This window comes from Bradyrhizobium sp. 521_C7_N1_3, assembly GCF_052075975.1.
GTDB lineage: Bacteria > Pseudomonadota > Alphaproteobacteria > Rhizobiales > Xanthobacteraceae > Bradyrhizobium > Bradyrhizobium japonicum.
On the sequence record NZ_CP197232.1, the window covers coordinates 7,388,144 to 7,400,781 of the forward strand.

13 protein-coding genes are annotated in these 12,638 nt (G+C 63.7%); 6 read left to right on the forward strand and 7 right to left on the reverse strand.

What is annotated here, in order from left to right:
* Positions 1 to 119: 119 nt before the first annotated feature.
* Entirely contained in the window at positions 120 to 1,097 is a 978-nt protein-coding gene (gene rocF / locus AB7008_RS34845; RefSeq protein WP_039152647.1) for an arginase, read from the reverse strand.
* 276 nt (positions 1,098 to 1,373) lie between these two features.
* Here rocF and AB7008_RS34850 point away from each other — a divergent pair, with 276 nt between their 5' ends.
* The gene (locus AB7008_RS34850) at positions 1,374 to 1,634 is read left to right on the forward strand and encodes a hypothetical protein (protein ID WP_092191058.1); all 261 of its coding nucleotides are present in this window, start codon (positions 1,374 to 1,376) and stop codon (positions 1,632 to 1,634) included.
* 27 nt (positions 1,635 to 1,661) lie between these two features.
* Here AB7008_RS34850 and AB7008_RS34855 read toward each other — a convergent pair whose 3' ends face one another.
* Together AB7008_RS34855 and AB7008_RS34860 are read right to left on the reverse strand one after the other, a co-directional pair.
* On the reverse strand, positions 1,662 to 4,406 hold the full coding sequence (locus tag AB7008_RS34855) for an EAL domain-containing protein (protein ID WP_304490724.1): 2,745 nt from the start codon (positions 4,404 to 4,406) through the stop codon (positions 1,662 to 1,664).
* A gap of 61 nt (positions 4,407 to 4,467) precedes the next feature.
* Positions 4,468 to 5,700, reverse strand: coding sequence for a FecR family protein (locus tag AB7008_RS34860; RefSeq protein WP_304490725.1), 1,233 nt, complete (start codon positions 5,698 to 5,700; stop codon positions 4,468 to 4,470).
* A gap of 131 nt (positions 5,701 to 5,831) precedes the next feature.
* Here AB7008_RS34860 and AB7008_RS34865 point away from each other — a divergent pair, with 131 nt between their 5' ends.
* The 3 genes from AB7008_RS34865 (at position 5,832) to AB7008_RS34875 (ending at position 8,862) form a co-directional block, all read left to right on the forward strand.
* Positions 5,832 to 7,628, forward strand: coding sequence for a ShlB/FhaC/HecB family hemolysin secretion/activation protein (locus AB7008_RS34865; protein ID WP_304490726.1), 1,797 nt, complete (start codon positions 5,832 to 5,834; stop codon positions 7,626 to 7,628).
* Between the two features lie 148 nt (positions 7,629 to 7,776).
* The gene (locus AB7008_RS34870; RefSeq protein WP_028156656.1) at positions 7,777 to 8,607 is read left to right on the forward strand and encodes an alpha/beta hydrolase; all 831 of its coding nucleotides are present in this window, start codon (positions 7,777 to 7,779) and stop codon (positions 8,605 to 8,607) included.
* A 78-nt stretch (positions 8,608 to 8,685) separates the two neighbouring features.
* On the forward strand, positions 8,686 to 8,862 hold the full coding sequence (locus AB7008_RS34875) for a hypothetical protein (protein WP_155255968.1): 177 nt from the start codon (positions 8,686 to 8,688) through the stop codon (positions 8,860 to 8,862).
* Between the two features lie 50 nt (positions 8,863 to 8,912).
* On the opposite strand, the gene AB7008_RS34880 is transcribed toward AB7008_RS34875, so the two are convergent.
* Together AB7008_RS34880 and AB7008_RS34885 are read right to left on the reverse strand one after the other, a co-directional pair.
* Positions 8,913 to 9,254: a phasin gene (locus tag AB7008_RS34880; protein ID WP_014493705.1), complete on the reverse strand. Its 342-nt coding sequence runs from the start codon at positions 9,252 to 9,254 to the stop codon at positions 8,913 to 8,915.
* Between the two features lie 146 nt (positions 9,255 to 9,400).
* Positions 9,401 to 9,586 (reverse strand): hypothetical protein, encoded by a 186-nt coding sequence (locus AB7008_RS34885; RefSeq protein ID WP_014493704.1) that lies wholly within the window; start codon positions 9,584 to 9,586, stop codon positions 9,401 to 9,403.
* Positions 9,587 to 10,273: 687 nt separating this feature from the next.
* On the opposite strand from AB7008_RS34885, the gene AB7008_RS34890 reads away from it, so the two are divergent.
* A complete protein-coding gene (locus tag AB7008_RS34890) occupies positions 10,274 to 10,630 on the forward strand; it encodes a hypothetical protein (RefSeq protein WP_014493703.1) in 357 nt (118 codons plus the stop codon).
* Between the two features lie 49 nt (positions 10,631 to 10,679).
* On the opposite strand, the gene AB7008_RS34895 is transcribed toward AB7008_RS34890, so the two are convergent.
* Together AB7008_RS34895 and AB7008_RS34900 are read right to left on the reverse strand one after the other, a co-directional pair.
* The gene (locus tag AB7008_RS34895) at positions 10,680 to 11,252 is read right to left on the reverse strand and encodes a hypothetical protein (RefSeq protein ID WP_028156657.1); all 573 of its coding nucleotides are present in this window, start codon (positions 11,250 to 11,252) and stop codon (positions 10,680 to 10,682) included.
* 39 nt (positions 11,253 to 11,291) lie between these two features.
* Positions 11,292 to 11,822: a GcrA family cell cycle regulator gene (locus AB7008_RS34900; RefSeq protein WP_028156658.1), complete on the reverse strand. Its 531-nt coding sequence runs from the start codon at positions 11,820 to 11,822 to the stop codon at positions 11,292 to 11,294.
* Between the two features lie 166 nt (positions 11,823 to 11,988).
* On the opposite strand from AB7008_RS34900, the gene AB7008_RS34905 reads away from it, so the two are divergent.
* Positions 11,989 to 12,597 carry a S24 family peptidase gene (locus AB7008_RS34905; RefSeq protein ID WP_028156659.1) on the forward strand — a complete coding sequence of 203 codons (609 nt, stop codon included), beginning with the start codon at positions 11,989 to 11,991 and terminating at the stop codon, positions 12,595 to 12,597.
* The last annotated feature ends 41 nt before the right edge of the window (positions 12,598 to 12,638 follow it).

Below are 12,638 nucleotides of genomic sequence, written 5' to 3' on the forward strand. Positions count from 1 at the left end.
GCGAAGGGTGTTTGCAATCCGCACCTATTTCAAAAACAGGCGATTTCGACCAGGACTGGTCTAGATCAGACAGCCGCAACAGTCATTCCGTTCTCCGCGATGCAAAACAGCTCCCAGTTTCACTCGCCCGGTGCGATCGCGTTACTCGGCGTCGGGCGATCGGTGATCTGTTGTCCGAACAGGCTGCCGATCAGCTCGACCGCAGTGCGCGCGGTGCGACCGCGCTCGTCCAGGAACGGGTTGAGCTCGACGATGTCGACCGATCCCACGACGCCGGAATCATGAAGCAGCTCCATGATCAGATGCGCCTCGCGATAGGTCGCTCCGCCCGGCACAGTGGTGCCGACTCCCGGCGCCACGCACGGATCGAGGAAATCGACATCGAAGCTGACGTGGAGCACGCCATCGCACGCCTTGACGCGCTCGATGACGCGCCGGATCAGCACAGCGACGCCGAACTCGTCAATCTGGCGCATGTCGACAACCCTGATCCGGCGTGTGCGCATCAATTCCCTTTCGAGCTTGTCGATCGAACGCGCGCCGAACAGGTCCAGCCTGTCGGGATCAATCGAGGCGCGCGGATCATCGCCGAGCAATCCGTCGAGGCCGGGCTCGCCACACAAGAACGCCGCCGACATGCCGTGCATGTTGGCGGTGATCGTCGTCTCGGGCGTGTTGTAATCGGCATGGGCGTCGAGCCAGAGCACGAACAGCTCGCGTCCGCGCTCCTGCCAGTGGCGCGCCATGGCATTCACCGAGCCCATCGACAATGTGTGATCGCCACCGAGGAAGATCGGCAACGCCCCGGTCTGCGCGATCTCATGGCCTCTGCGGCTCAGCAGACGCGTCCAGCGCTGGATTTCGCGATAGTGGTTGGCTTTTTCGGGCGGCCTGTCACCGAGGTCCCCGACCTCCGCCACGGAGAGATCGCCGTAATCGACAACTTCGAAATCAAGGCTTTCGAGCAGTGCCGCAAGCCCGGCGGTGCGCAGCGCCGCAGGGCCCATCAAGGTGCCGCGCTGCGAAGCTCCCATGTCGATGGGCGCGCCGAGCAAGGCGATGCGCCGGGCTCGATCCGGCATGGTCCGATCGGTCACGGCAGTCTCCTGACATCCACAAGGTCGTGGCAGCCTAGCAGAGATTCGTACCCGTCGTTTCACGGGTATTTCTCGGTGAAAAGACGCCGCGAGAGAAGCCCCCCGGAACAAAACCCCGCGCGCCGCATTTCTCTTGCAAGGCCGGCACCCGCCGTACATTACGGCGCCTGTCGCGGATAGCCAAAGGTCTTCGGACCCGCTGTTCAAAACGAGCGCTCGCGCGGATAGCCAAAGGTGCCGGCCTCATTCACTTCGTCAGAAGCGGAGTTTACGAATTTGAGCACCGAAATTCCGCAGCCCCCGTCCCAGCCCGGCATGGCCGAGCGCGCCATCGACGCGGCGACCGACGTCTCTCATACGATCGGTGAGGTCGCGGGAGGCTTGCGCGCCGCTGTGGACCGCTTGACGCACGTCATCGACGAAGCTCGAAAGCCGGGTAAACCGCTCTCGACGGTCGCCGCAATCACACGTGAAGCGCCGCTCGCGAGCCTGTTCGTCGCCTTCCTGTTCGGGGTTGCCATCGCCCGCCGGCGTTAGCAATGAAGCCCGCGTGACGTGAGTCAGCTAGGCAGCGCTGACGGCTTCGAGCTCGGCCGGCAGGAATTGCCTCTCGAACGCCCCGGCGGGCATCGGCCGGCCGAAGAAATATCCCTGCCCTTCCTCGCATCCCATGCTGACCAGGAAGTCGGCCGTGGCACGGTTCTCGATGCCTTCCGCCACGACAGTGAGCCCGAGCTGCTTGCTGAGACCGATGGTCGAGCCGACGATCGCGGCGTCGTCGGAATCGGCGAGCAGGTCAAGCACGAACGACCGGTCGATCTTGAGCCCGTCGAGCGGAAACTTCTTCAGATAGCTCAGGCTCGCATAGCCCGTGCCGAAATCGTCGAACAGAACGCGGACGCCGAGCTGCTGGATCCGCTCGAACATGTCGAGCACGCGGCTTTCGTCATGCAGCAGGATATCCTCCGTGACTTCGAGCTCGAGCAGCGACGGCGTGAGCCCCGTCTCCGCGAGCAGCGCCGCAACGGAATGCGCGAGGTCGCCGGACTCGAGCTGCGACGGCGAGAGGTTGATCGCGACGCGCACGCTGTTTCTGGATAATTCCCAGGCTCGCGCCTGCCGACAGGCGGTCTCCATCACCCAGTTCGCGATCCGCTCGGACAGGGACGAGGTGTTGACCACCGGCATGAATTCCCCGGGCGAGACATAGCCGCGCACGGGATGCCGCCAGCGGATGAGCGCTTCGGCCCCGAGCAGGCTGCCGTCGACCAGCCGAACCTGTGGCTGGTAGAACAGTTCGAACTCGCCACGATCCGCGGCAAGCGCCAGTTCGCTCTCCAGCGTCAGCCGGTTCTCCAGCTCTTGCCTGATCGCACTCTCGAAGATCACGTGGCTGCCGCGCCGCGTCATCTTTGCCTTGCTCAGCGCCAGATGACCATTGCCGAGGAGATCGTCGGCGTTGTGCCCGCCCTCCGGGTAGACGGCGACGCCGATGCTGATCCTGACGCGATGTTGGCGCGCACCCGTTGCGAGCGGCGCTTCGAACGCGCGCGCGATCCGCTCGGCAAACTCCACAATCGGCTCGCCAGCCTCCGTACAATCAAGCGCGATGGCGAACTCGTCGCCGCTGAGCCGGGCGACGACGGCCTTGCCGCCGACTTTGGTCCGGAGGCGCTCCGCGACGGCCCGCAGCACGAGGTCGCCGGCCGAATGTCCAAGCATGTCGTTGATCTGCTGGAAGCCGTCGAGCCCGAGCACGAGCAGCGCGACGTCGGACGATCGCCGCTCCGCCGCGGCGATCAGATTGGCGAGGCTCGCATGCAGCATGTTGCGGTTGGCAAGACCGGTCAACGCGTCATGTTCGGCGAGATACCTGACGCGTTCGGCTTCGCGCTTGCGGACCGAGATGTCGCGCAGGATCGCTCCGTACTGGAAGCCGTCCGTGCCCTGCCAGCCCGAAAAGCTCGCTTCGACCGGGAACGTCTCGCCGTTCTTCCGTCGCCCCTGGAACTCGACGACGACGGCACCGCCGGGCACCAATAGCGCCTGGCGCGCAGCATCGCGCATGGCAAATGCCTTGGCGCCACCGCCGGCGGGCTCCGCACAGAGCGTTTCGAACGGACGCCCGATCATTTCGGTCGGCACGTAACCGAAGATCGCGCTGGCGCCCGGATTCCACACCGTGATCCGGTGATCCTCGTCGGTGCAGATCAGACCGTCGCCGAGCGACATCGCGATACGATGAAAGCGGCTCTCGGCAATACGCCCCAGGAGACTACGGAAATCGATCTCGTCGAGCGCAATCGCGGTCAGATAGGCAATGATCGCAATGTGAAACAGCGACGTGTCGATGATGAGCGGCCAGCTTGCCTGCACGAGCGCAGCGGCAAGTTCCACGCCCGCTCCTGCGGCGACGAGGATGGTGACACGGACGCCCGGTGCGGAACGGCGCCACGAATACATCATCGCCAGGCAGATCAGGCCCAGGCCAATGATCATGCCGACATCGGACGTCCAGCGCAGCATCCGGTTCTGGAGGATCGATTCCGCCGCCAGCGCCTGGAGGACGGGCCCAGAGACGCTCTTGCCGTTTGGAACACTGAACCGGTCGCCCAGTTCGAGCGCGGTAGCACCGACGATGATCTTCTTGTCTCTCAGCTTGTCCAAGGTCGCGGCATCGCCGCGCAGCACGTCAAAATAGGAGACACTTGGGATGGAGGCCGCACGAATGCCGAAATCGATCAGGAAGGGTGGCCGCCGATTGGCGTCCTGCCCGGCCAGCACGACGGCCATCGACGGCATCACGGCATCGCCAAGCTTCTCTCCGACCGGATAGCGGCGCACCAGCCCGTCGGATTCGATCGCGACATTGACGACGGCCGGCCACGACTGGTTGCTGAACGGCTTCAGTGGACGGTTGATGTGAACCGCGCCACCATTCGGCGTCGGCTGCTTGAAGGAGGGCAGGATCGTCGAACCGCCGACCTCCCGAAGCGCGGTGACGAGGGCTTCGTCTGAGGCCGGATCCGATGGTGTGCTGAAATCGACGTCGAAGGCGACGTCCTGTGCCCCCGCCGCCTCGAGCCTGTGCAACAGCTCCGCGTGGAGCCGGCGCGGCCAGGGCCATATCCCGATCTGGTCGATCGAGGGAGCGTCGATGGCGACCACGACGACATTGCCGCTGGCCGTACGCGATTGCCAGGCGAAGCGCAGATCGGTGAGCGCGTTGCGAAGCGCGCCGTGCCACCCCGTGGACAGCACAACCGCAAGCGCGATCATGACAAGAATATGCGGCCGATGGCGTTTCACTTTGCTCCCCTGCACCGGCGGTCCCTGCCGCCAGGCGCTCCCCTATACCGACGACACGGTCCTAGCGATGGCCTCTGCCCCAATACCAACCGTAGTGGTGGCCATGATCGCCGTTGCCGTTGTTGCCGTTATTCCCGTTTCCGCTGTTGCCGTTGCCATTATTGCCGGTGCCACCGCTTCCGTTGCTGGTCGTGCCAGTCCCGCTGCTTCCGCTCCCAGAGCTTCCGCCGGACACATCGCTGGTCGAACCAGAGGAGGTCGCAACAGTCATCGTCGTATTTGACGACGTCGACGTGGCACTGGCCGCGGGGGCACTGCCGCTCACCGTAACCGCCGTGACGTTGGAGCTGTTGGAGGCCGTGGTCGTCGTGCTTGCCTTCGTGTCGCTCCACGCCGTCTCGGTGCTGGCGTTCGCGTTGCGCACGTGCCCCGTTGTCACGGCGCCGTGGGCGAGCCCGTTCGTGACCTTGTGGACGTTCAGCTTGACCTCGCCGAGCGAACTGGAGATGCGCACGACGCCGCCTTTGGGCGCCTGACCGCCGGCCGCTTGATGCGATTGCGCCGGCGCGCCGGCCGCCTTGGCCCCCTTGTCGATCCGACCGAGCGCATGGATCGCATGGCCGGTCGCCGCATTGCGCGGTGCCGACAGACCCGATTTCGGCACAGGGACTCGCTCGATCGTCGAGGCGCGCGGCTTGCCGTGCTCGATCGGATTGAAGGTCCCGGCACCACTCAGGCTGAGGCCGGGCTTGCCGTGCTCAAAGGAGGTGGCGGCCTGTCCCGGCATGACCCGTGCGATCTGTCCGGACTTGAAGTCGGAGACTTCAACCTGGCCGCGGAGCACGCCGACCTTGGTGCTGCCAGCATTCACGGTGACGCTGAATTGCGTTCCCTTGACCACGGCGGCGAGATACGGCGTCTCGACCTCGAAATGCTTGACGTTGCGCTTCTCGACCTCGAGCAGGATCGAACCCGCCTGCTGGATGATGGTGGTCGAAAGCCCTTCCTTCTTCTCGGCCGGCAAACCGACCACCGAGTTCGGGGAGATCAAGATTGATTCCTCGCCACGGACGAGCAGCACGCGTCCGTTGCGTCCGGTGCGAATGGTATCACCGGCCTTCAGCGTCCCTTCCTGGGTCAACGACACAGGCTGCGCGCCATTGGCGGCAAGCCAGACCTCACCCGAGGACTTGCTGACTGACCAGACGCCATCGTCCGCGGCAGATGCGAACGAGGCCGTACCCAGGCTCAGCGCGGCCACGAAGGCGCACCGCATTCCAACTCTGCCCAGCATCACGATCCTCAGTCCCGCATTACAGCCAGTCCTGAGGCGTATCCGAAATCACTCAAGAGAGAATTAGCGGGAACCGGCAAGTCCAGTGGCTGCATTAACCAATCATTGACCATAAAAAACTAAGAAAAATCATGCAGCTAACGAACTCTTACCGGCTCCTGGGCACCGCTCCGTTAAACTACGGTGAGCAGCTCGCTGCGCGCATTGAGAAGCGGCATCTCCTCGTTGCACTGGTGCTGGCGGCACCGATTTTCACGGGAATTTCGCAGGCGTTCGCTCAACAGGCGAACCAGCCCGGCTTCGATCCGCGGCAGCCGGAGAAATACTTTGAAAACCAAAGCGAGCAGGAATCGCTGAGCCGTCCTCCGGTCACGCTGCCGGCGGTCGGCCGGCCCAACACAGGCGGGGATACGAAACCACAATTCGTGCTACGCGGGATCGATGTCAGCGGCGCCCAAGCCATTCCCCGCGATCGCATCGCCGCAGCCTATCAGCCCTATCTCGGCAAGAATGTCTCGCAAGCCAACCTCGCCGCGATCGCCGGCGCGATCAGCGATCTCTACCGCGCAGACGGCTTCCATCTGAGCCGGGCGATCGTGCCGCCGCAAGACATCGCCGACGGCCGCGTCCGGATCCAGGTGATTGAAGGCGCCATCGTGCAGGCCGAGCTGAAAGGCGACGGTGCCGAGCAGTTTGGCGTGAGGCCGATGCTGGACCGGGTTCTCGCCGAGCAGCCGTCGCGCCTGGCAACGCTCGAACGTCAGCTCTTCCTCATCAACAGCGGGCCGGGCATCCGGATCACCGACACCGCGCTCGAGGAGATCGGCGGTGCCACCGGCCGCTTTCGTCTCATCGTCCATTTGAAAACCTGGCACGTCTTCTCGTCGTTCGGCCTGGATAATCTGGGCTCATCGTCGGTCGGCCCGTGGCAGACCTACGCGACCGGCGCTTTCAACTCCTACCTCACGCCCGGCGATACGCTGGTGGTCAACCTGTCGACCATTGCCAACGACCCGCGTGAGCTTGGCTTTGCGCGACTATCCTATGACGCGCCCGTCGGCGTCGATGGCGTGCGCCTCGGCGCTTCCGTCCTGTACAGCGCGGTCCGGCCGGGTGACGCCCGCCGCCTCGACAGCGACATCACCACGACAGAGGCGTTCGAGCTGCGGGCAAGCACCGTGCCCTTCATGTCGCAATCATCGGCGTTGACGCTGACCTTGGCCGGGACCTTCAGCAACGTGTCCGAGCACGATCTTTACGGCCCCTGGTACAACGACCACATCAGGACCGCGAGCCTGACCGCCGATTACCGGCTGCAGGATCGCTTCGGCGGCACCAATTTCGCGACGCTGACCTACCGCCAAGGTCTCGACATCTTCGGCGCCTCGCATTTCGACGACGATCTGCTGTCGCGCGACGGCGCCGCGTCGAACTTCTCGGTCCTGAACCTCTGGTTCACGCGCTACCAGACCCTCAACGACGCCTGGTCGCTCAAGCTGTCCGCCGCCAGCCAGACGGCATCGCGGCCGCTGTTCATTTCGCAGCAATTCTATCTCGGCGGCGCGGCTTTCGGCCGGGGCTATGGCGCAGCCGAGATCAGCGGCGACAACGGTCTTGCCGGCTCGCTCGAGCTGCGCTTCGACCAGAAGCTCAATTTCCGCTACTGGACCGGCTATCAGCTCTACGCCTTTGGCGACGCCGGCGCAGTCTGGAACGACGGTTACCGCCTGAGCGACGGCCTGTCGCTGACGTCGGCCGGAGCCGGCGTGCGGTTCTTTCTGCCGGATGATCTTCAAGCCGATCTCGGCGTAGCCGTCCCCTACAGCTACCGGGCGCCAGACAACGAGCGCCGCAGCCCGCGCTTCCTCTTCACCCTCTCGAGCGCATTCCGGCTCTGCCCCGAACGCGAGAGGGGCGGCCGCCTCTAGCCGCCGTGCTTTGATCACACCCGGCATGCGGCCCTTTTGCGGCCTTGCTCACAGACTTGCCTAAATTTAATCCCGTAACCTGCTCACGATCGCTCGATCCGGGGGCTTCCAGTGACCATTTTCAGACGAAAGTGATTGGGACGGAACCATGAAGAGGGTGTTTGCAATCCTGGCCTTTCTCTGCGTGCTCGGCGTCGGCCAGTATTTCGTGGTCAGCCGGTTCGCGATCCGACATGACGTTTTGACCCTGTTCGATGCCTCGCGCCAACGGCCGATCTCGGTCGAAATCGCGGTGCGGCGCGACTACGAGACCAAGGCCAATCTCGGGCTCTGGAAGCTCCCGCTCGCCATCATCAGCAACGGCAACACCGTCAAGGCGACCGAGTATTCCTTCCTCGCCAACGTGCTCGCGGCGCGCGGTTATCTCGTTGCCAGCATCCAGCAGGACCTGCCGAGCGATCCGCCGTTGATGACCCATGTCGGTCAGCAATATGTCGGGCGGCGCGAGGTCTACATCCGCTGCGAGGCCAACATCCTTTTCACCCTGGCCGAACTGAAGCGACGGCAGGAAAACACCGACTACGACCACATCACCCTCGTCGGCCATTCCAACGGCGGCGACGTCTCGATGTATGTCGCCCATCAGCACCCGGAGATCGTGTCGAAGGTGATCACGCTCGACAATTTGCGGGTGCCCTTCGTGCTCAGCGACAACCTGAAGATCCTGTCGTTCCGCTCCAAGGATCCGCATTTCCAGACCGACCCGGGCGTGCTGCCGACGCCTGAAGAGGCCAAAGCGCGCGGCATCGACATCGTCCATACCGGTGCTCAGCACACCGAGATGAGCGATCGCGGTCCCGATGCGGTCAAGGAGAAGATCCAGGCGACACTCGACCGCTTCCTGCGTGACAGTGCCAGCAGCTCGCTCGCGCCGGCTGACACCAGAAGCCCGATGATCATGAACCCCGGCGACTACTAGCCGGGCCCCGTTTGCGGCAGATCAAGGCAGCTCCAGGCTGGCGACGATAGGAAGGGCCTCACCGTCCCGGAGAGGCACGTGTCGCACACCATCGAAAGCCTCGATACGAAACGTCTCGAGACGGCAGGCCTTGGCCTGCCAGCTGCGAGGACACCGGCAATCGCGCGGCATCTCTATCGTGCGACCCGCAAGCTGCTGCGGTCGATCATCGCCCGCATCGATCTCTCGCAATTTCCGGGATCGTGCTGCGGCTGAGCGCGGCGTCACGCAGGTTCAATTTGCGGTCACGCGGCGCACACCGGAACTCAGGACTTTCCCTTGCCGGGCTGCATGAAACTGCCGGTCATCTGGCGCATGTGGTCGCCGGCGCTGGTGAACTGGCTGCGCAGGAAGTCGGACTGGATTCGCATCGCTTCCTGAAGGTCGGTGGCATGCACGAGCTTGCGCGCGTGCTCGAACGCCGACTTCATGTTCTGCTCGGTGAACGCGAGCGCCTGCTTGGACACTTCGGTACCCGCTCCGGGAACCGACGTCATCGATTTGGTGGCAGCTTCGAAAAACATGCCGAATGCCTGTTCCGCCTGATCGATCGTCTTTTCGGCCAGGTCGCGCAGTTCGGCCGGAACTTCGAGCTTCGGTTCGATCATGGTCATACTCCTCCCCGTTTTTCCCAACTGAATACCACACTTGCCGGACCGCATTCCAGCGGCAGCCTGGGGGACAAACGTCGCCCGGCGGTCCGGCTCCGGCGGGAAATCGAGGGACGAGGCGTAAGGCCGGCGCGCGGCCGGGGTCAGGACAGGGGGTGCTCGGGAAGGGTCTCTTCGGTGCCGAGGTCTTCGACCAGCTTGATGACCTCGAAACGCTGTCGAGGCGCGAGCTTCAGGAACGCGCGAAGCAGACGCAGACTTTCAACGGTGCTGCTCGCAGGCGCGCCGAGCTTAAGGTGCAGTTCAGCCGCGAAATTGAGGTTTTTCATCTCGCACCTATGACAAGCATCGGCCCTCGTGATCAGACGTCGAGGTCTCGCTCGAGAACCGAACACCATGACCAGACGCCATGGTGACCCTGAGCTCTCGGCCGGGGCACCCGGTGGGTTAACACGCTGAACCACATATCCACACGGACTGGCTCAACCAAACAGGTTGCAATTATGTCAAGAAACAACCCTTCCGGCAAGCCCAACCGTCACCGTAGCGATGCTTCGTCCGCATCGGAGCACGGCAATTCCGGATAACAGGAATATGGACCGTCGTCACCCACCTGCGTCAAGAAGCGGCATCACTCACGCACACAGCCTCGGTCGCTGTCAATCGGTGCGGCGTTTCGCCGTGTTTCCGGTGTGAATGAGGTCAGATTAAAGTTTCTTCAGCGTATACACGCAATTGGCGAGTCCCACCTCGACGGTTGTATCGTCGGCGAAATGAACGTCGAGCCTTGCAGCCGGCCTGCAGCGTCTTGATCCGTCCGCCAGTGAAGCCCCTTGAGCTGCTCGGCTTGGACGCGGTTCCCGCACCAGGGTTCATCGGTCGGAAGATATCTCCGCCAATGAACCGTCGTTCAAGGTGGAACGACCAAGCGGTTGCGATGCGGCCACGCAGACCACGGGCGCCATGGCTGACGGACTTCTCGATTCGGGCGCGCCTCAGCACCAAAGGACGACAGAATGCTTTCCCGCTGCGATCTCATCAAGGGCGGCGCGGTCGCGCTTCTCACTTTCTCGATACAAGGCGCATGGGCGCAGGAGACCAGGATGAATCTGTTCAAGATCGTCACCATCAAGGACGAAATCGTCGTCGGATTGTCGGCGGAGGAACTCCAGACGCTCGGCGGCAATGATGCGAGCGCGGTTGCGCACGCGCTGGCGCAGAAGGGAGATCTCACGGTCTGGCAGTACAACGTGCATCGCGGCCCGAACGGTGAATTGCAACAGGCGCCGACCGCGAAGATCGGGCTCTTGGCCAACGCGTCTCTCCGTGTCGAGCCCTACACGACGCCTTACCAGATCGTGCCGCATCCGTAACAAGCGGCCCGGGCGCGCCTGCGGCGAGATCGCAGGCGCGCCACTACTCTCAACGCTGCTTGGAGCGCTGAGCCCGGCCTTCCGTCGCAAAGCCGTAGATCAGCGCCAGCCGGTCCAGGCATTCGCGAAAGCGACGTGCGAAATAGTCGTTCCAGCGCTGGGTACGAACAGCGCGCCGCTCCCCGATCTGATCCATGGTCAGCCCCAGCACCAGGACGTCGTGGACCAGCGCGGCGCCATCGGTACCGAGTTCGCGCTCGACCCGGTTCAGGCGCAGCACAGCCTGGCGCTGGTCCTCGGTGACGGGCTCGCGCGAGCGCGTGCCATCGACATATTCGCGCGTCGGGTCCACCGCCTGGGGCCCGCGCTCCGCCCTCTCCCAGTCGTTCTGGTAGGCGCGCCCGCCGCGATACTGCGCCTCGTCGATCTGGTGATGCGCGTGTAACCGGCCGAGCGGATCGCCGCGGACCGAACGGACGGCGACGATCTTCTCGCCGGCATCGAGCGCCAGCGGATTGTCGACCTCGACCTCCGCCACCTCGGCGTTGAACGGCACCTCGCGCGAGCGCCGATCGTAGATTCCAGTCAATCTGTAGGACTTGTTGCGTCGTGCACCTGCCACTCGGATACTCCTCGCAAAATTGAACGGATAGCGGTCCCGTCAGGCGGCAGAGATCAGCCTCAGGACGACGGGACCGGCGGCGCGAACGGACGCGGCCTCAGACTTTCGCGTCAGGCGGGCATGCGGCGTGCAATAGCTGGAGCCCGGCTGGCGCGGATGGCCGCAGAAGGCGATCCCCTCCCCGTCCTTGTCGCCACCATAGGGATAGCGGCAGTCGTCGCGCCCGAGTTCGCCCAGCGCGATCAGGCGGGGCTGGACGCCGACACAGCGCAACTTGACCCGCGCGGGCTTCATTGCGGATTTCGGTGGCAAGTTCAGGTTCGGCATCGCCGGACGGGGCGGCCCGATGAGACAGGCTCCCGACGGCAAGGACGGCACGATCGACGGACTCGTGATCCGCGCCGGTGCCACGAGTCCCAGCCGCTTGGCGCGGCCGGCCACCGCGTTGCGTGTGTAAGCCGTTCCAAACCTTCCGTTTATCTGTCTTCCGATCTCCGCATAAGACATTCCCTTGAGAAAATAGTCGCGAAGCGCGTCGGAGTGCTCCGACGGCCAATGACCCGGTTCCATGCTGTTGTCCTGTGATGCGCCTCCTCCGATCGCTCGATCGCGAGGCGGAGACTACATTCCGTTATTCCGAAGCGACTGTCAAGCAAAAATTCTGATATTCATAATTGCATCAATTCCGAATTTCGGATTACAAGAGGCGGGACGATGGGCAATCGAGGGAATCACCATGTTGGACGTTGCTATGATCGAGCGGGGCCTGGAGAAGACGGGCAAGAGCAAGGGCGGCCTGGCGGCGGCCATGGGCGTGCGGCCCGGCGCGGTGTCCGAGATCCTGGGCGGCGAGCGCCTGGTGAAGGCGTCCGAAATCATTCCGATCATGGAATATCTTGAGCTCAATCTCGCGCCGATCATGGGCCGCGTCGGGGCCGGCGCGGTGATCGAGCCCGATTATGAACAGGTTCCCCCGGAAGGCCTCGGCGATATCGCGCTGCCGTTCCCGATCATGGAAGAGACCGTCGCCTTCGAGATCGTCGGCGATTCGATGCTGCCCAAATACGAGAGCGGCGATGTGATCGTCGTCTACAAGGACCAGCGCCATCCGCTGTCGAGCTTCTACGGCGAAGAGGCCGTGGTCCGGCTCAAGACCGGCGAGCGTTATTTGAAGACCATCGAGCGGGGCAAGTCCCCCTCCGTCGTCAACCTCACCAGCTTCAACGCCAAGCCGATCGTCGGCGTCAAGCTCGAGTGGGTCGGCGAGATCTGCCTGTCGATGCCCAAGGGCCAGCTCGAGCGGCTGCGGGCCAAGTCGGCACGCCCTCGCAAGAAGAGCAAATAGGCGTCGATTTCCGATTTTTGGAAATCCTCCTTGACTTGATT